Annotated in this window: 7 protein-coding genes; 6 read left to right on the top strand and 1 reads right to left on the bottom strand. The window is 68.0% G+C overall.

Going from position 1 to position 20,160, the window contains the following annotated elements; genetic code table 11:
• Positions 1-168: 168 nt before the first annotated feature.
• On the top strand, positions 169-1,317 hold the full coding sequence (locus tag ACQPW6_RS17140; RefSeq protein ID WP_433890504.1) for a hypothetical protein: 1,149 nt from the start codon (positions 169-171) through the stop codon (positions 1,315-1,317).
• A gap of 96 nt (positions 1,318-1,413) precedes the next feature.
• Here ACQPW6_RS17140 and ACQPW6_RS17135 read toward each other — a convergent pair whose 3' ends face one another.
• Complete coding sequence (locus ACQPW6_RS17135) at positions 1,414-3,294, bottom strand: DNA/RNA helicase domain-containing protein (protein WP_433890503.1); 1,881 nt, start codon at positions 3,292-3,294, stop codon at positions 1,414-1,416.
• Positions 3,295-3,770: 476 nt separating this feature from the next.
• Between ACQPW6_RS17135 and pglW the strand changes: the two genes are divergently transcribed.
• From pglW to brxD, 5 genes are all read left to right on the top strand, one after another.
• On the top strand, positions 3,771-8,228 hold the full coding sequence (gene pglW, locus ACQPW6_RS17130; protein ID WP_433890502.1) for a BREX system serine/threonine kinase PglW: 4,458 nt from the start codon (positions 3,771-3,773) through the stop codon (positions 8,226-8,228).
• 95 nt (positions 8,229-8,323) lie between these two features.
• Entirely contained in the window at positions 8,324-12,100 is a 3,777-nt protein-coding gene (gene pglX, locus ACQPW6_RS17125; RefSeq protein WP_433890501.1) for a BREX-2 system adenine-specific DNA-methyltransferase PglX, read from the top strand.
• A complete protein-coding gene (locus tag ACQPW6_RS17120) occupies positions 12,097-15,999 on the top strand; it encodes a PglY protein (RefSeq protein ID WP_433890500.1) in 3,903 nt (1,300 codons plus the stop codon). Before pglX ends, ACQPW6_RS17120 begins: the two co-directional genes overlap by 4 nt.
• Complete coding sequence (gene pglZ, locus ACQPW6_RS17115) at positions 15,996-18,785, top strand: BREX-2 system phosphatase PglZ (protein WP_433890499.1); 2,790 nt, start codon at positions 15,996-15,998, stop codon at positions 18,783-18,785. Before ACQPW6_RS17120 ends, pglZ begins: the two co-directional genes overlap by 4 nt.
• Positions 18,786-20,117: a BREX system ATP-binding protein BrxD gene (gene brxD, locus ACQPW6_RS17110; protein ID WP_433890498.1), complete on the top strand. Its 1,332-nt coding sequence runs from the start codon at positions 18,786-18,788 to the stop codon at positions 20,115-20,117.
• Positions 20,118-20,160 lie beyond the last annotated feature (43 nt).

Genomic DNA, 20,160 nt, shown 5'->3' with positions numbered 1-20,160 from the left:
TCTTCCCCGCTGTCGGCCGCTCATTGGCAGGAGTTGTGTAGCGTGGTCCGGCTGCCGCTGGGCGACTGCCGCGCGCGTGCTCTCGGCGTTGATGAAGATTTCCGTTGTCATTCCAGGTGGAAATGCTCGTTGAGCACGGTGGGAAGTTCGGGGTAAGTGGGGGAGCGAATGGCTGATCAGCCGGTATTCGTCCTGGGAGAGGAACTGCAGGCACTGGAGCCGGCCGAGTTCGAGACCGAGGCGGAGTTCCAGGAACTGCTTGCCCGTCACCCGCGAGTGCTGGACTTCGGCAGTCTGGCCGACGGCCGCCCGCTCAGACTGGTGCTGGTGGCGCGGGAGATGGGTGTGCCGACGAGCGCGGAGGGTGGTTCCGTGTACTCGTTGGACCATCTGTTCGTCGATGCCGACGGAGTGCCGACGCTGGTGGAGGTCAAGCGGGCGACCGATACGCGCATCCGGCGGGAGGTGGTGGGACAGATGCTCGACTACGCCGCCAACGGGTCGCGTTATTGGCCCGGGACGCTGCTCCAGCGCTCCTTCGAGGCGACCTGCCTTGAGGACGGCCGATCGATCGAGGAGGCGTACGGCGAACTGATCGGCGACCGCTCCCCGGAGGAGTTCTGGACGGAGGTCGAGGAACGCCTGTCCGCCGGGCAGATGCGGCTGCTGTTCGTGGCGGATCGGATTCCGCTGGAGCTGAGGGCGATCGTCGAGTTCCTGAATCGGCAGATGCGGCACACGGACGTCTATGCCGTAGAGCTGACCCAGTACCGGGGCAGCAGGGACCTTCGTGTCCTCGTCCCGCGCGTCCATGGTGAGGTCGCCACCGCTGCCAAGTCCCCCAGCGCCCGTCGCACCGCACAGCGGACCACCAGGGCCGACATGGACACCGTGATACGGACCCGGCTCTCACCGGAGCACGGGCGGATCGTGACCGCGCTGCTCGACCACGCCTCGGCCAACGGACGGTTGCTGGGCGGCACCGGCAAGTACCCGAGTATGTCGGTCTATTACACCGTCTCGGGACGGCAGGTTCCGGTCTGGACGATTTCCCTGTACGACAGCCCTGCCAAGGAGGAGATCTCCTTCAGCTTCGGATCGATCACCCACCATCTCGGTGTCGAGACCGCTGCCGCGTTCGCGTCTTCTCTTCCGGCGTCGCCTCTTCTGGCAAAGGGACGGGAGGTGCAGAAGGAGAGGAGCTACAGGGGTTGGCTGTCCGTCCCGTTGACCGACGTCGCCGCCGAACCCGACGCGGTGGACGTGATCCTGGCCGCGGTCCAGCGACTCATGGCCGGCCAGGGGGCGTCCGCCTGATCGGCGCGACGGAGCCCGCCAGTTGACCTCGGTCACGGGGGAGCGCGTTGCAGGCTGGCGAGGCCCCCGCCCCGCCGCACCGCGCATCACCAGTGATCAGGCCCGCACAACGCTCCGGCGCGCGTCCACCAGCTCGCGCAGCCTTGCCTGGCTCTCCGGATCCGTCGAGTACACCACCGTGCCGACCATGCCGCGGGTCAGCAGGACCTTGTAGGTGTTGCGGATCAGGCGGTCCACGTCGGCGTCGGACGCGGCCTTCTTGAACGCCGGGTCCTTGGACTTCGTGCGGTCGGTGACCCAGCGGTCTCCGCGCCAGACGAAGTCGGGGCCGAGGATGACACCGGACCAGTCGTACTCGAAGCCCTGCGCGGTGTAGACGCAGCCGATCTGTCCGAAGCCGGCCGGGTCGGTGGCCCACAGGGCGGACGGGGGCGCCCCGGAGATGGCACGCTCGCCACGCAGGTTCCACGGGCGCGCCCATTCGCCGATCACGACGTCCGCCGGCAGCGGCTGGCCGGGTTTCGCCTCCGACCAGGGCCAGCAATAGCCCGCGGTCATGCGGGCGCCGTAGTGCTCGCTGCGCCGAGCTTGGAGGAACGCCTCCATCTCCTCCGGGTTCTCGGCCACGCGGAGCTGCATGCGGTCGTCGGGCTCCCACGGGACCGGGCCTCCCGGCTCCAGGCCGAGGAGGCGCACGACCCACCGCAGGTAGGCGTCACTGCCCCCGCAGCGGTACTGGCTCTCCAGCCGTACGACCGCGCACTCGACGCCCTTGCGGGTGGCGGCAGCCTTGATCTCGGCCACCGTCCCCATCTCGCCGGGGCGCACCACCTGATGCTCGTCCAGGAGGAAGACCGGGACCCGGGCCACGTCGATCAGCTCGTCTATCTGCGGCCGGCCCGTCCGGTGGGTCGCGGAGGTGAAGCGGTTGGCCGAGGTCTCCCGGATACGGTGTGCCTCGTCGCAGATCAGCACGTCGAGGGAGTTCTTCTCAGACGTCATGAAGCCGTTGAAGAACTTGAAGAGGTCCTGCACCTCGCGCTTGCGGGCCCCCGCCACCTTCCGCATGGTCTGGGTGAACGACTTGGAACCGGTGGCGTGCAGTGCCGGCACGCCCTGCCGGTACAGCTCGCCGAGGACGGACAGCGCGATGACGCTCTTGCCGGTGCCGGGCCCGCCTGTGACGACCACGACCTCCTTGTAGTCGGACTGTTTCGCCTTGCGGACGGCGTTCAGCACTATCCGGTACGCGACCTGCTGCTCGTCGAGCAGGACGAACTGCTCGCGCTCCCGCACCTCTTGCGCGGCCAGCGCCATCAGCTGCCTGGATGGTGCCGCCTTGCCGGCCAGGAGCTCGTCGGCCGCTCGTGCTCCCGGCTGCCTGTCGCTCAACTTGGCACGGAGGTGGTCGAGGAACGCACCCCTGCCCTCGGCGGTGAAGAGCTGCCCCCGGTCGTCGGTCTCGATCTCCCGCAGCCCGCTCACGCCGAACTCCGTGGCGTTGTGGAGGTACGCCACCCCGCTGACGCGGTCAGGGTGCTCGGCGAGGGCGCCGTTGAAGTTGACCAGGTACTCGCAGTAGCGCCGCACCTGCTCGATCGGGTTGAGGACCGGCTGTGCGTAGGCGTCGACCTGGCAGAGCACGGGGTCGTCGTCGTGCGGCTCGGCCTGGCTCCACTGCTTCAGCTCGACAACGACGTAGGACGGCTCCCCGCTGACCGGGTGCACGCCGGCGAGTACAGCGTCAGCACGCTTGCTGTTGAGGGGCAGCGCGTACTCCAGCATCACTTCGACGTCACCGAGGCCGGCGTCGCCGAGGGCCGAGGCCAGCGCGGGAATGCTGCGCTCCCACGAGCGGACCTCGGAGTTTCCGGGACGGTATCCGTGCATGTGGACGAACTGCTCGGTGAGGTGCAGGAAGAGCGAGCCGTCGAGCGCCATGACAGCGACCGTCCTGGCTGACGCGCGGAACAGCAAGGACTTCCCCCAGGCAGCACGAAGTGACTCGTGCGGGTGGGGGCATGTCCTTCGAGACTCCACCGGGGTGGAGCGGAAGCCCGTCGGGCCGCGATGACTATGGGACCAAGGTTACCCGGGCTTTCTCGGGTACCCCATGGGCTCTTGGATGACGAGGCGACCAGGAAGGCTCGTCGGCAATCGAGACGGCTTCCCCTTCTCGAAGAGCGCTGTGCGATGCCTCCGGCCGTGGGCCTGAACAGCGGCGTCTGTCGGCGAGTACGTCGCTGGGGAGGAGGGTTGCCATCGCCGATCCAAACCTCAGGTGTGGGAGGCCAACTCCGCCTGACAGCAAGGGTATTGACGTGATGTCATGGGCCAGCGACGCCAGAATGGTCCGCTCTGACAGATTCGCTCGCAGTCACACCAAGTAGCTGGTAATGCGGCGCCGGACACAGGCGTAGCTGGCAAGATGATGGAAGGCGCGGTGAACACCCGTGGCGGCAGTCAACGGTTCGGCATCCTCTCAACCGAAGCCGGCACCCAAGCCCGCCCCGCCCAGGATCCAGCGCTGGCACCAGACCCGCACGTCCCCGTTCCCCTGGGAGCAGGACGCGCTCGACCACATCAAGCGGCTCATGCCGCAGACCGAGCCATATCGGGCCTGGGCCACCTTCTCCTTCACCGCCGCCTCGGGTCGCGTCAACGAGTGTGACCTGTTCATCGCCGTCCCGCGCGGCCTCTACCTGGTCGAGCTCAAGGCGCACCCTGGACACCTCGTGAACAGCGGAGCCACCTGGTCGTTCAAGGGCAGCGACAAGCGACGGACCATCTCCAATCCGCTGCACCTGACCGACCTGAAGTCGAAGGAACTCAAAGGCCAACTCGTATGGGCCGCACAACGGCTCTACCCACGCCTGCGGATCCCGCGTGTCGAGCCGGCCGTCTTCCTCTCCGACCCCGGCCTCGTCAGCGAGCTTGACGAGGTCCAGCGTGTCCGGGTCTACGGGCGCGACGGTATTGCGAGCGGGCTGCCCGGGATCTGGGAGGGACTGCTCGGCCAGCCTCCGCAACGTGAGGGCACCCGTGTCACCGCGGACTTCGTCCGTCACCTCGACGACCTGATGCGCAAGATTGGCGTCCGAGCCTCCACGGCGCACCTCGACTTCGGAGACTGGCGACTGGAATCACGCCCCCTCGACGCCGGCGATACCTGGGAGGATCGTCTCGCCACGCGCCAGGGACTGCTCCACGAGGAGGGCCGAGTTCGCGTCTACCTGGTGGAACTCCAGGCCACCGAGACGGCACGCCGCTCCACCGAGCGCGCTGCTCTGCGCGAGTACCAGGTGCTGCAGGGCATCGCGCACCCCGGCATAGCCCAGGCCGTGGACTTCCGCGAGCACCACGGCGGACCCGCCATCTTGTTCCGCCACCGCCACGACGACCTGAGGTTGGACGCCTACCTCGCCGCACACGGCGCTCAGTTCAGCGATGAGACCCGCCGCAACATGGTGCGCCAACTCGCAGACGCCCTCCGCTACGCCCACCGCCGTAGCCTCTACCACCGTGCGCTGTCCGCACGTTCGATCTACGTCACCGCCCGCCCTGACGGCGGGCAGCCCGTGCTGCGTATCACCGACTGGCAGAGTGCTGCGCGGGACTTCGAAGCCACTTCGCTCAGATCGCTGGGTAACAGCCCCCTCGGCGAGGAGCATATTCAGGATGCTGCCGAGGCGTACCTCGCCCCGGGTTACGGCGAGGAGTACGCCGACCCGGTCGAACTGGACGTCTTCGGTCTGGGCGCGGTCGCCTACCTCATCCTCACCAGCACCGCTCCCGCCGACCGCCGCAGTGAGCTGATGGCCCGTTTGGGAGCCGACGGTGGCCTGCATCCCTATGCGGTCAGCGACAGCATCGCCGCCTCCCTGGACGAACTCGTCTACCAGGCCACGCGTGCCGACGCCGCGGATCGTCTCGAATCCGTCGACGCCTTCCTCAGACGGCTCGACATAGCCGAGCAGGACGTCAACTCGCAGGCCGCCGCTGCCGAGGTGGATCCGCTGAGCGCAACTCCCGGCCAGGCTCTCGACGACGAGTGGACCGTGGTCCGCGTGCTGGGCAGCGGCGCCACCGCTCGCGCCCTGCTTGTGCAGAGCGATCCCGAGACGGGAGCGCCTCTCCCACACTTACGTGTTTTCAAGGTTGCGCTGGACGACGACAAGGACTCCCGGCTCCATGCCGAGGCCATAGCACTCAAGCAGGTCGGCGGCGGCCGCATCGTCCGACTGCTCGAGGGTCCACGCACCCTGGGTCGGCGAACCGTTCTCGAGCTGGAGTACGCGGGCGAGCAGTCCCTCGCCCAGCGTCTGCGCGGCCAGGGCCGCCTCGGCTACGAGGCCCTCGAGAGCTTCGGCGAGGACCTCTTCAAGGCACTGGAAGAGCTCACTGCAAAGGGCGTCCGCCACCGGGACATCAAACCCGACAACCTCGGTGTCCAGCGCGGCGCGGACGGCCGCGAGCACCTGATGCTCTTCGACTTCTCCCTGGCCGATGTACCCGATCGGGATCTGAAGGCAGGCACCAGGGGCTACCTGGACCCGTTCCTCGACCACGGACACCGTCGCGAGTACGACGACTATGCCGAGCACTATGCCGCAGCCGTCACACTGTACGAAATGGCCAGCGGCGAGCGTCCCGTCTGGGGCGACGGCACCGGCGACCCGCGCACGACCAGCGACGAGCACCCGGCGCTCGCAGAGGACCTCTTCGAACCCGGCCTGCGCGAAGGCCTCACCGCGTTCTTTGCTCGAGCCCTACACCGTGACACCGCCCGCCGCTTCGACTCCCTCAAGCAGATAGGTGCGGCATGGCGCGACCTGTTCACCCATGCCGACGCCGTCCCGCCCGCCACCACCCCCGCCACGGTCACGGCTGACGCCGCCACCCTGCAGGAGATCCGCGACGCCGCGGCGCTGGCCGCCGAGCCGACGACGGAGCTGGTCGCCGCCGGATTATCCCCACGCGCCGTGTCCGTCGCCGCAGACCTGGGCGCAAGCAAGGTCGGTGAACTCCTGGCGTTGCCACCGCACCGCTTCTCGCAGGCGCGAGGAGCGGGTGTGCTCATCCGCAACGAGCTGAAGCGCCGTCACAAGCAGTGGACGATGGCGCTGCGTAGCAAGCCCGCGGCGGGAACGGCGGGGTCCGGAAAGCCCCCCAAGGCTGCAAGCACGTCGGTCAGTACGGTCTTGGGCGCCTCCGGAACCGGTGAGACAGTCCTCGATCAGATAACTGCCCGCGGCTCCATCGACCAACTCGCCGCGTTACTCCGACCCGGGCCTGCCCGTGCCAACTCCAACAAATCCGAGGTGCTCCGCGCGACCCTCGGCCTGCCGGGCGACGGTCCCGAACCCGATCCCTGGGACGGAAAACTCGCACCCTGGCCCACCCAGGTCGCCGTCGCCGGCGCTCTGGGAGCCGCCCAGCCCACCGTTTCCCGACACCACGTTGCCGCCATCAAGGGGTGGGCGGAGACCGGGTGGTTGCAGCACATACGCAACGAGCTCGTCGCTCTCCTGGACGCGGGCGGGCGCGTGATGACCGTCCATGAACTCGCCGTCGAACTGCGCGTCCGTCACGGCGCCGGCTCCGACACGCCGGTACGGACCCTGGCCAGGGCCCGGGCCGTCGTCCGCGCAGCCGTGGAGGCCGAGGCCCTGCCCGACGGGCGGGACGAGGAACACCAGCCCCGATTAGCCGTGCTTCGCCGCGGCGATCGGGTGCTCGTCGCTCTGGAATCCCTTCCGGGATCCGACGCACCCAGCGCCCCTGACCTGGCTGACTACGCCACCAAGCTGGGTGCGAAGGCTGATGAGTTGGCCGCGTCTGACCCCCTCCCCGGCCGGGCCTCGGTCGTACGCGACCTGCGCGCCGTCCCCACGCCCGAGGGCATGGCGCCGCTCGCCGAGACCCGCCTTGTCGCCCTGGCCGCCGCGGCTGCGACGAGGGCGGCAGCATCGCCGAGGCTGGAGTTGTATCCGCGCGACCTGGCCCTGGACCGGGCACTGCGCATCTCACAAGCCCCGGCGGGTGTCCGGCGTGACTTGGGCATCACGGTCGAGGACTTGCTGGCCAAGGTTCGCTACCGCTTTCCTGAACTGGACTTCGGCGCGCCGACGCACGTCACGGTCGAGGACGCGCTCAAGAAAGCGGACTTCCAACTGGAGTACGACACCGCCGCGCACTGCTTCCGTCCCCCCGCGCCCTCGGTGAACGGAACCCAGCTGCGCAGCGGAGTGTCCACGGGCAGCCTGACCGCTGCGGGCGGCGTTGCGATGGGTGCGGCCGCGGCCGGGCGAAGCCCCGATGCGCTGCTTATGGCGAAGCTGCGGAGCGCTGTCGCGCGCGGAGGGTTCGTGGCTTTGAATGTGCACCTCAAATACCTCGCGGGCGCAGCGGAGGCGGTGTCCGGGGCCCTCCCAGTGGTGCCGGTGAATCTCGCCCAGGTGTTCCTCTCGGAGTTCCGTGCCTTCGCGGGTGAGCGCGGGACGGACTGGGCGAAGGTGCTCGGCGCCGACGCCACGTTCACGCGCTCGGGCGAGCTGCCTGGGGGCTTGCGTTCCTACGTCACACGGGTGTGGCCCCGGGTCGGCGAGCGTCTCGCGGAGACAGCACGAGAGCGGCAGAGTGACGTCGTCTTCGTACACACGGCCGGATTGCTCTCGCGGTACTGGGAGGCGGGCGGTCGCGAGGTTCTCGTTGACCTGCAGAACACCGCACGCCGGGGCGGTGAGACCCCGCACGGGTTGTGGCTGTTGTGCCCGTCGGAGTCCCCGCGCGGAGCCTCCCACCTCGATCGGCGCACGGTCGAGGTGCTGGCGGAAGCCGAGCGGGTGGTATTGGAGCGGTCGTTCCTCGATGCCATGAGGGCGGAGGCGGCGGAACCGCTGGTCGGCTGAGCGACCACCGCTCGGGGAGGGCGGTGGGCGGTGCTGCGGGTTGCCGTCGTGGTCAATGAAGACGAAGAGGGGTGGGGCCTGTGTCCGGGCGTGGTGTGAACCAATTAGAGCTGCTGAAGGACCTGCGCAAGCAGGTGAAGACACTTGAGGGCGACCTTCGCGAGCGAAGCGAGGACGTAGCTGAGTACAAGGCCAAACTGGAGGCCGAGTACGCGCAGGCGCGGGAGGCCAAGCGCACGGCGGCGACGTACGGGGCGTGGCGGGACGAGCGGATCACGCAGGTCGCGGCGGCGTGGGTACTGGCCTGCGTTTTTGTCCGCTTCTGCGAGGACAACCTGCTGATCGCCGACCCATACCTGGCCGGCCCGGGCGAACGCCTGAAGAACGCTGAGGACCGTGATGCCGAGTTCTTCCGCCTGAATCCGGAGAAGAACGATCGCGACTGGCTGGTGCACGCATTCGATTCGCTGGCGGCGACGAATCCGGCGGTTGCCGGCCTGTTCGACCGTGCACACAACCCGCTGTGGGAACTGGAACCGTCGTACGAGGCGGCGAGCGCGCTGCTGAAGTTCTGGCGGCGGCCCGGGCCGGACGGCGAGATCCTGCACGACTTCACCGACGAGCCGGTGGTCGGCGAGGACGGCGTTGTTGAGTACGAGGGGTTGAGCACGCGCTTCTTAGGTGACCTGTACCAGGACCTGAGCGAGCATGCGCGGAAGATGTACGCGCTGCTGCAGACACCGGAGTTCGTGGAGGAGTTCATCCTCGACCTGACGCTGGAGCCGGCGGTTCGGGAATTCGGGCTCGTTCCGGAGACCAAGATCGGTCGGGACGAGCGGATCGTGACGGGCCTGAGAGTGATCGATCCGGCGTGCGGATCTGGGCATTTCCTGCTGGGGATGTTCAAGCGGCTGCTGGCGAAGTGGAAGGCTGCTGCGCCAGGCACAAATGGCGGGGTCCTGATCCGGCGCGCGCTGGAGTCAGTGCACGGGTGTGACAAGAACCCGTTCGCAGTGTCGATCTCTCGCTTCCGCCTCCTGATCGCGGCTCTGCAAGCTGGCGGCGCGAAGCGACTCGACCAGGCACCGGCGTTCCCGATCAATGTGGCGGCAGGTGACTCGCTGCTGCACGGACGGGGTGCGGCGGGCATCCAGGGTGACCTGCTGTCGGACGGCGAGGCGTTTGCTTACCGGACAGAGGACGTCAAGAAACACGAGAAGCGCTACGACCTACTGGGCGTTTCGACGTACCACGTGGTGGTCGGCAACCCGCCTTATATCACGGTGAAGGACAAGCAGGAGAACAAGAACTACCGAGCGTACAAGTCATGTTCGGGAAAGTACGCGCTGTCCGTGCCGTTTGTCGAGCGCTTGTTCCAGTTGGCAGTGCGGACGAGTGGGTCGGATCGCGCCGCTGGTTATGTCGGGCAGATCACGGCGAATTCTTTCATGAAGCGGGAGTTTGGCAAGAAGCTGATCGAGGGGTTCTTCGTCAGTGAGCGGGTAGGGGTTCACTTAACTCACATCATCGACACCTCGGGCGCATACATACCGGGGCACGGGACGCCGACGGTTATCCTGATCGGACGCAACCACATTCCGCGGCAGAAGGAGCCTGTGCGGGCAGTTTTGGGTGTGCGCGGCGAGCCGTCGCAGCCTGAAGAGGCGGCAAAGGGGCTGGTGTGGCAGGCAATCGTTGGCCAGGTGGGAAATCCAGGTAGCGAGTCGGAGTGGATTTCGGTCGAGGATGCAGAGAGGAGACGATTTGCGCTCCACCCTTGGTCGGTCAGTGGCGGTGGTTCGGGCGGCCTGGTTGGTCTCATCGAAGCCGCAGCCACAGCCAAGCTTGCCAGAATTACCGACTCTGCTGGGATCACTTCAGTAACAGGTGAAGATGATCTCTTTTTGCTTCCTCGCAATGGCGCTGCCGCCCGATTGGAGGTCTCCGCAACGCGTCTTCTAGTCACCGGCGACGTGATTCGTGATCACGCCATGAAACCCATGTATGAAGCGCTGTGGGTCTATGGTGATAATTTCGAAACCTTGGCCTTTGAGGAGGTCGGCTCATCTGGGAAACTGCTGCTTTCTTATCGGGCGGCTATTTCCCACCGAAAGCGCTTTGGTGTGCCCATGTTGCAGCGAGGCATGTCCTGGTATGAGTGGCAGGAAATCTACCCAAATAAACTACAGGCGCCTCTGTCGATTACGTTTGCGGAGGTGGCGACACACAACCACTTTGTGCTGGACAGAGGCGGGAAGGTCTTCAAGCAGACAGCCCCAGTGATCAAACTGCCCGTTGAGGCTGGCGAGGGTGAACACCTGCAGTTGCTGGGAGTCCTGAACTCGTCAACTGCCGCCTTCTGGCTCAAGCAGGTCTGCCATAACAAGGGAAATGGGGCCGATAGCAGGGGCGCCCGTACCACTTCAGTTCCCTGGGAAGACTTCTACCAGTTCAACAGCACCAAGGTCAGTCAGTTCCCGCTCTCCGCTCAGCTCCCCCTTGCGCTCGGCCGCGCCCTCGACCGCGCCGCGCAGGAGCTATCCACTCACGAGCCTTCCGCCGTCTCTGCGGGTGATGCCATCCCCACTCGTGACCACCTCGACGCCGCCCACGCCGTTCACACCGCCACCCGCGAGCGCATGATCGCGCTGCAGGAGGAGCTCGACTGGGAGGTCTACGGAGCCTACAGGCTGGTCCAGTTGAGCAGGACACCTGACCAGTGCCTCACCGTTCCCGATATCGATGTGCTCCCGCCCGTCAGGCTCGGTGAGCGCGCGTTCGAGATCGTGCTTGCGCGCAAAGTCGCCGCCGGGGAGCAGGAAACCGCGTGGTTCAGCCGTCATCGCTCGACGCCTATCACGGAGATCCCCTCACACTGGCCTGACTGGTACCGTGTCATCGTTCAGAACCGCATTGACGTAATTGAGAAGCACAAAGACATCGCGCTGATCGAGCGGCCGGAGTGCAAACGCCGCTGGGCGTCGGAGCCGTGGGAGAAGCGGGAAAAGGCAGCCCTCCGCACTTGGTTGCTTGACCGCGCCGAGGACCGCCGCCTCTGGTTCAGGCTTCGCGACGGGTTCGAGCAGCCGCGCCCGCTCACGGTCAGCCGGCTTGCTGACGAACTCGCCAAGCTCGATCCCGACGTGCCCGCCGTCGCCGCGCTCTACGCAACCGACCACCTTGGCAAGCGCGACCTCCCGCTCGAAGCCGTGTTGGCCGATGCGCTCGATACTGAGCACGTCCCCTATCTCGCCGCTCTCCGCTACAAGGACACCGGCCTGCGGAAGCGCGCCCAGTGGGAGGAGGTCTGGGATCTCCAGCGGGAAGAGGATGCAACCGGCGAGCGCTTGAACATCCCTGTCCCGCCGAAGTACGGCTCCGTCGACTTCGCCAAGACCTCCTACTGGTCCAACCGCGGCAAGCTCGACGTCCCCAAGGAACGGTTCGTCTCCTACGCGGGTGCCAGCCCCGACGCCGATCCCACCCTGCTGCTCGGCTGGGCCGGCTGGGACCACCGCGACCAGGCCCAGGCACTGGTGAACCTCGTCAAGGACCGCACCTCCCAGCTGAGCTGGGACAACGACCGCATCACGCCGCTCCTGGCCGGCCTGGTCGAGCTGATGCCGTGGGTGCGTCAGTGGTTCGGCACCGACGACCAGGAGTGGGGCGGCAACGCCGCTGAGGAGTTCGGCACCTTCCTGGATACCGAGCGCACCAAGCGCGGCTTGACCACTGAGCAGCTCGCAGCCTGGCGTCCCGCGCCGAAGACCCGGAGCCGCAAGGCCGCCGCTCCACGTACGGCGAAAAAGACCGACACCTCCGCCGCCGACACGCTGGCGGCTGAGTGGGAAGAGGGAGACCACCGCCCATGAGTACTTCTAGCGACGCCCTCTACCTGAAGGACGTCCTCAATCTGCCGGAGTCGGTCCTTGCGGGCGACTTCAAGGTTGAGTTATCCGGCGGCTTCGGCGAATCCGCGCAGCGGGTGCGCGAGTACGTCGTCACCGACCAGCTCGAGCAGGCGTTCCGCAAATCCCTTGGCATTGTCAAGGCGTCGGTCCGTGACAACAGCTCGCACGCCGCCTACCTGCACGGGTCCTTCGGTTCCGGTAAGAGTCACTTTCTCACCGTCCTCCACGCGATCCTCAACGACAGCGCGGCAGTGGCCCGCGACCAGCCGAAGCTGCAGGCGGTCATCGCCGACCACGCCGACTGGCTGGTGCAGGAGGGGACGAGGAAGCGGTTCCTGATGGTGCCGTACCACCTGGTCGGCGCCGCATCACTCGACTCGGCCCTGCTTGGCGGCTACGTCGCCACCTCACGGCGGCTGCATCCCGGCGCACCCGTGCCGCCCGTCTACCGAGCCGACGCCGCACTCGCCGACGCGCGCCGGCAGCGCGACTTCCTCGCTGACGACGGGAAGTTCATCCAGTGGCTCAGCGACCCCTCCGGCCCAGATGCCCTTACCCAGGGCGATGCGGGCGACGGTGGCGACCTGGACGATCTGGACGCGAAAGACGCTCCCGCCTCCGGTTGGACCTCAGCCAGCCTGGATGCGGCCTTCGCCGCTGCTCCCGGCGACGAGCTGCGCAACGCACTTATCTCCGCGTTGATCTCGGACTCCGGCCCCATGTCGGCCTACGCCCGGGGCGCACAGGGCGACAAGAACGCATTCCTGCCGCTGGAGAACGGCCTCGCGGTTATCAGCCGGCACGCACGAAGCCTCGGTTACGACGGACTTGTCCTCTTCCTCGACGAGCTGATCCTTTGGCTGCAGGCGCACCTCTCCGAGAAGGCGATGGTCAACGACGAGGTCAGCAAGCTCGTCAAGCTGATCGAGTCGGGTGACACCGACCGGCCGGTCCCGATCGTGTCGTTCATCTCCCGGCAGCGCGACCTCTCCCAGCTCGTCGGCTCCGACGTGGTCGGCGCGGAGGTGAAAAACCTCGAGCAGCAGGTCGGCTATCTCGCCGGCCGCTTCGATGTCGTGAGCCTGGAGGACCGCAACCTCCCCGCAATCATCAAGGAACGCGTCCTTCAGCCGAAGGACGACGCTGCCCGCGCCGCCTTGAGCAGCGCCTTCGCCGCAGTCGAGTCTTCCGACGCCGCCGTCCGCGAGGTGCTGCTGGACGCGGCCGGGGCGACCCGTGCGGATTGGGGGGACTTCAAGGAGCTCTACCCGCTCTCGCCCGTCCTGCTCAATGCCCTCGTGGCCCTCTCCGGGGCGCTGCAGCGCGAGCGCACAGGTCTGAAGCTTATCCAGGAGATGCTCTACCGCCGCCGGGGCGACATGAAGCTCGGCGACCTCATACCCCTGGGCGACCTGTGGGACGTCCTTGCGGAGGGCATGGGCGAGGCGTTCACCGATCGCCTGCGCGCCCAGTCCGAGGCCGCAATCCGCTTCCACACCAAGGTCCAGGCGTTCCTCCTGCAGAAGTACGGCTCCACCGAGGATCCGGGCTACCGTGCCGACGACCGCTTCGTGAAGACTCTCCTCCTCGGCTTCCTCTCACCGGAGGTCCCTGCCCTGAGCCGCCTCACGGGGGGACGCCTTGCCGCCCTCAACCACGGTTCGCTGCGTTCCCGCGCCGTGACGCCGGGCGAGTTGGCGGTACGTCGGCTCCGCGAGCTTCAGGCGGAGTTCCCTGGCGAGCTGCGCAGTGACGGCAACGACGCCGATCCGGTATTCACCCTCCACCTGTCCAACCTCGACGTCGAGCCGATCCTGGACGCGGTCGGCGAGAAAGACAATGTCGGGCAGCGCCGCATCTGGGTCAAGCAGCAGCTGTGGCAGGCGCTGGGGGTTCGTGACACCGGTGCGTTCGTGTGTGAGCACGAGGTGGTGTGGCGCGGTACCAGGCGCATCGCCGAGTTCGTCTTCGAGAACGTCAAGGAACCGGCGACCATGCCGACAACGCAGTTCGCGCCCAGTGTCGAGGGCCGCGTCCGCTTCGTCGTCGACTATCCCTTCGACGAGTCCGACGGGCATCCCAGCGACGACACCGCGCGCATCCAGTGGTTACGGCAGGACGGCTTCGAGGCTCCCACCGTCGTTTGGCTGCCGTTCTTCTTCTCCCCGCAGCGCTCGGCGCAGCTCGGCCGCCTGCTGAAGATCCAGTACCTGCTGGAGCGGGACCGGCTCGCCAACTACGCCGCCCATTTGCCGTCTGACGACCAGATCCGGGTGAAGCACCAGCTCGAGGCCCAACGAGACACCCTCACCAGCCAGCTCACCGACGTGCTGCGACAGCTCTACGGAATCGCGAGCGTGGACGAAACCAACGTCGGCGCGGAGACTCCTGACGGGCTGCATGTCTACTCCCTCTACCCGGGACACACCCCGCAGCTCCAGGGCGGCGCACCGTTCACGTACAACCTGGCCAAGCTTGCGGACGGGCTGTTCGCCGCGCTCTACCCCAAGCACCCGGACTTCGACCCGCAGGAGAGCCGGAAGGCCGTCACCCCCGGCGAGCTGAAGACCGTCTACGGCTGGATCACTCGTGCCATGGAGGACGGTTCGCGTCGTGTCGTCGTGGACGGCAAGCAGTTGGGCTTGGTCAAGCGGATCGTGCACGCACTGGAACTTGGCGAGGTCCACGACGGGCCGCTGAACGTCGGTACCGAGTGGCGCCGCCGTATCGAGCAGCACGCCACCGCGCACGGTGTCACCGGCGACTACGAGGGTGAGGACATCCGCCGCTGGATCGCCGAGCTGGGCTGGACCGGCCTGGACAAGGCGGTCAGCAACCTGCTGATCGCCGCGTACGCACTGGTAGCCGACCGCTCCTGGGTCTTCAACGGCGCCTCGGCCGCGGCACCCGAACTGGACCGTATCGGTACCGGGTGGGCACTGCGCGCTCAGGAGCTGCCCAGCGAGGAGGAGTTCACCGCCGCGCACGAGCGCGCCGCCGCGCTGTTCGGGGAGAGCGTGCCCCGGGTGCGCTATGCCCGCAACGTCAACGACCTGGCGGACAAGGTACGAGTGAAGGCGCAGCGTTGGGAGGCCGCCGTCAACGGGCTGCGACGCTCACTGGCCAACCACCGGGGTGCCCTGGGTCTCACGCAGGAGCAGAGCGCCCGCGAGCTGGCGGTGCATGACGCAGCAGACCTGATCGCCCGCCTGGTTCGGCACAAAGATGCAACGGCCCTGGTTCGGGAGCTGTCCGCACTTGGCTACGCCACAACGGACGACGCGCTGGCGAGGACCATGTCCTCGGCGCAGATCACCCTGGACGCGCTGGACCGCGTCAAGTGGCAGCTGCTCGGCAGCGTGCGCGGTCTCGTGAGCCGGGGTGACGGGCTCGCGGACCGGGCCGAGCGGCTGCTGACGGAGATCGCCGAGACGGCCGCGGCGCTCGAACGCGATCGGGAGTTGGCCCCGGTGATGAACCAGGCCGAGAGCCGGGCCGTCGACATCATCAGTGAGTCCGGCCGCCTCAATGCACTGGCCGCTCCGGTACCTCCTCCCGCTGCGGCACCTGCTTCCGTTCCGGCCCCGAGAGACGCCGATCAGGTCAGCCTGGCGGTCCACGGTCATCCCCCGTTGCCCGCTGCCGCGCCGGCAGCAGCGGAGATCGAGGACATGCCTAGCACTCTGGCGGCACCCAATCGGCGCCGCCGCCTGATCGTCGCGACCAGCCCCGACAGCCTGGGGGCGGACCTGGCCCGGGCCCTGGCCGAACTCACCCAGCAGATCAAAGCCCACGCCGCCGCACACCCCGGCGCTGAGATTGAGATCGGCTGGCGGGAGCGCGAGGGTGATGCTTCGTGACCCAGGCAATCAGCGGGACTGTCCCCGAGATCGACCAGCGCGCGGTCGAAGCACTGCTGTGGACTGCCTTGCCGCACGCGAAGGGCAGTCGCCTGGTGCTGGTCCGCGGCCGTTACCGCGACGGTGCTCCTGACCATTTCACGACCCGTCTCGTCACGGACTCCGCAGAGAACGGCGAGCCGGAGCAGCGACGCGTGCACGTCAGCCACCAGTCCTCGGTGCTCGGCATTGTGGACGCCTGGCAGAACCATCTCGCCAGGCAGGTCGACGGCAACAGCGGCAGCGACGTCCTCGTCGTCACCACGGACGCTCCCGACACCCGTCCGATGCCATTGGATCTGCGTGGCGAAGCCATCGGCCGCTCCCTGCTCACCGTGGACCGCGTCGAGATCGTCAAACAACGCTTCGGTGCCATGGACGTCGACCCGCGCATCCGCCGCGAGCCCTGGCTCGCCGACGCGCTGCTGGCCGCGGAACCAGCCGGAGGATGGCTCCCTGTCGGCTCCGTGCTCACCCTGGACGCTGCCATGCGTGCCCTTGTGCAGGCCCGGATCAGTCTGGGCGACGGCTTGTCCACCGATGCCGTGCCCTTCGACGTGGAGGCCCTGCTCACCTGGTCCCGCACGGCCGGCGGCCCAGCCCGTTTCGCGGAACTGCAGCCCGAGGAGCGGGCCGGTCTGACGAGCTGGCTGGACCATGCGGTGGGCGACTCAGCGCCGCTTCTCCTCACACTGGCGCAGGCTGGGCGCGGTGGCGATGCGATGGCGCTGGGCGTCGTCGCGGCAGTCCTGACGGGACCGAAAGCCACGGCAGACGCGGCCCTCGCTGTGGGAGCGCTATTCGGTCCTGTCCCCTTCCGACCGGAAGAACTGCGGCACTACACCCGAGCCGTCGACGGCGTCGTCGCCCGGTGGATCACCCAGGCATCTGCTGGCGGACCGCGTAGCGCTGAGGCGCGCACCAAGGTCTTGGACGTCCTGGAACAGGCCGACCACCTGGCCGACCGGGCGGGTCTGCGTGAGGCCCTTGCCGACAGCGGTTTCCTGCCCTCTGGCTTCCGTGCTCGGCTGCGGGCGCTCGCAGCTACCCTCACGCCGCGCCCTGACCAGCATGGCGTTGCGGAAGCCGAGGCAGCCCTAGGCCAGCTGAGGAGCCACCACCTTGCGGGTCTGCTGTTCCGCGAGCAGGTGCAACTCGCCGAGATGGCCGTACGCCTCGAACGCTGGCTGATGATCCCCGAGGCTCAGGTTGCGCCCGGCTCGGGTGAGGTAGCCGCCGCAGTTCACTCCCATCTCGGCGACTGGGGCTGGGCCGACCGCGCTCTGAATCGGCTGTGGGCCGGGGACGGGGCGGCTGACCCGCACGTCAACGAGGCGTACCGGGTGGTCCACGACGCTGCCCGGGCCCGCCGCGACCACCTGGACCGCGGATTCGCCAAGGCCCTGGCTACTTGGACACAGCACGCCACCACTACTGCACCTGACGGGGCGCTGCTCGTCGAGGATGTGCTGCGGCACCTCGTCGTGCCACTCGCCGCGAAGCGGCCCCCGCTGATCCTGCTCCTCGACGGGATGACCAGCGCGGTTGCCGCCCAACTGGGTGAGGAACTGGGCAGCCCGCGCTGGACCGAGGCCGCACGGGAGGCCGGCCGGCGGGCCGCCGCTGTGGCCGCGATCCCCTCGGTCACCACCGTCAGTCGCGCCACGCTCCTCACCGGTGGCCTGGTGACGGGGCGCCAGAATGTGGAGAAGGACGGCTTCGCCGCGTTCTGGCGGAAGCGACGGCACGAGGCGGCGCTGTTCCACAAAGGCGACCTGCCGGGCCCGGCAGGGCACCGGCTGGCACCCGAGGTCGTCGAGGCCATCGCAGGGGACGGCGTTGTCGGAGTCGTCCTGGACACGATCGACGATGCGCTCGAACACGGGCAGGAGGGTGCCAAGGGCGACTGGACGGTGGACAGCGTGCGCTACCTGTCCGAGCTGCTGGATGCGGCGCGCGGCCAGGGCCGCCCGGTGGTGCTGGTTGCCGACCACGGCCACGTCCTGGACCGCACCACCGAAGGACCGCTGACCGCACATGGCGTCGAGTCGGCGCGGTGGCGTATCGGCACCCCCAACGAGCAGCCTGGTGAGGACGAGGTCCGACTGTCCGGGCCGCGTGTGCTCGAAGGCGATGGCGAGGTCACCGTGTTGTGGCGTGAGGACCAGCGCTACACCCCCCGCCGGGCCGGCTACCACGGCGGCGCGGCCCTGGCGGAGATGACCGTGCCAGTGCTGGTGATGCTGCCGTCGGCAGAGGCCTTGCCGACCGGGTGGTCGCTGCTGGCCCCGGAAGTCGTCACCCCGGCGTGGTGGCACGGCGCGTCGCGCACCGGCGCGATCAATGCCACGCCGTCCGATGCCGTGTCCGGCCCAGCGGCCCGGACGAAGGCCGAACCAACCAGCTCCGACAACACTGCGACGCCAACGACCCTCGGCGTGAGAGTGGTCGACACCAGCGTGTACGTGGCGCAGAAGCAGTTCGTACGCAGAGGCCCGGAGAAGAAGGCCGTCGTCGCCGTCATCGACGCGCTGGTTGCGGCGGACGGTAGGCTCTCGCTCGCCGCAGTCAGCACGGCCGCCGCATCCTCGGGCGGGCGTGCGCCACGCAACGCGGAGTTCTTCGTCGCGGCCTTGCAGCGGCTGCTCAACGTCGAGGGGTACCCGGTCCTGGGCCTCATCGACGCGGGCGCGCGAGTCAAACTCGACATCACACTCCTGCAGGAACAGTTCGGGGTTGGGGCGTAGATGAGCACGGTCTCTCCGATCAGTGCCGCCCGCCGCCGCGAGGTCGTGGACGCTCTGCGGCGCGGTACCGTGCCGCAATCGGGCCTGGATCTGTTCGCCGTCGGCCTGGATCGCTTCTCCGGAGCCCTGGACGACGACCTGGCCACCGCGGCACGTGGGGGCGCGGCCTTTCACGCCGTCCGCGGCGAGTACGGCTCCGGCAAGACCTTCTTCGCCCGCTGGCTCGCCGAACGCGCCAAGCGGGCCGGACTGGCGACCGCCGAGATCCAGATCTCGGAGACCGAGACCCCCCTGCACAAGCTCGAGACCGTCTACCGCCGCCTCACCGAACGCCTCACCACCGCCACCCATCCCCCGAGCGCGCTGCGCTCTGTGATCGACTCGTGGTTCTTCACCCTCGAGGAGGAGGTCCTCGACGCAGGCGAGATCGACGAAGACGACGCGGATACCCTTGCCGCAGCCGTGGACGCCCTCATGGAGCAACGCCTCGCCGAGGTGGCCCGCACCACTCCGGCTTTCTCCTCAGCGCTGCGCGGCTACCGCCAGGCGCGCGCAACCGGGGACGCGCCCACCGCCGAAGCACTCATCGCCTGGCTCGGCGGTCAGAAGTCCGTCGCCGCCGCGGCGCGGCGTTCCGCCGGCGTACGCGGAGACCTGGATCACTTCGGTGCCCTCGGATTCCTTCAAGGCCTGCTGACCGTACTGCGGGATTGCGGCCAGCCAGGGCTGCTCGTGGTCCTGGATGAGATCGAGACCCTGCAGCGGGTCCGCGGTGACGTCCGGGAAAAGGGCCTCAACGCGCTGCGGCAGCTGCTGGACGAGATCGACGCCGGACGCTTTCCCGGCCTGTTCCTTGTCATCACCGGAACCCCAGCGTTCTACGACGGGCAGCAGGGCGTCCAGCGGCTGCCCCCGTTGGCGCAGCGCCTGGCCACGGACTTCTCCACTGATCCCCGCTTCGACTCGCCACGAGCCGTGCAACTGCGCCTACCTGGCTTCGACCTGGCCAGACTCGGCGAGCTCGGCCGCAACATCCGCGACCTCTACGTCGACCAGGCCACGCACCCCGAGCGGATCGCCCGGGCCGTGGACGACTCCTACGTCAGCCAGCTCGCCACAGCTGTCACCGGCGGACTCGGCGGCAATGTCGGCGTCGCACCCCGCTTGTTCCTGCGCAAACTCGTGGCGGACGTTCTCGACCGCGTCGACGAGTTCCAGGACTTCGACCCACGCAGGCATTACGCACTCACCGTCTCCTCCGCAGAGCTCAGCGACGTCGAACGCAACGCCGCCGCATCGAGCGCCGACGACGTCGAGCTGGACCTGCCGTGACGGCCACCGCCGGGGACGACTCGCTGGAGCGACTCGACACCGT

The organism is Streptomyces sp. CA-111067 (assembly GCF_050956065.1).
Taxonomy (GTDB): domain Bacteria; phylum Actinomycetota; class Actinomycetes; order Streptomycetales; family Streptomycetaceae; genus Actinacidiphila.
The sequence above is the reverse complement of the archived record's forward strand: the minus strand, read 5'-3'. Positions and strand labels throughout refer to the sequence as shown.

Coding starts and splice junctions, on each gene's coding strand:
- ACQPW6_RS17140 (WP_433890504.1), top strand. CDS start 169: ATGGCTGATCAGCCGGTATTCGTCCTGGGAGAGGAACTGCAGGCACTG.
- ACQPW6_RS17120 (WP_433890500.1), top strand. CDS start 12,097: ATGAGTACTTCTAGCGACGCCCTCTACCTGAAGGACGTCCTCAATCTG.
- brxD (WP_433890498.1), top strand. CDS start 18,786: ATGAGCACGGTCTCTCCGATCAGTGCCGCCCGCCGCCGCGAGGTCGTG.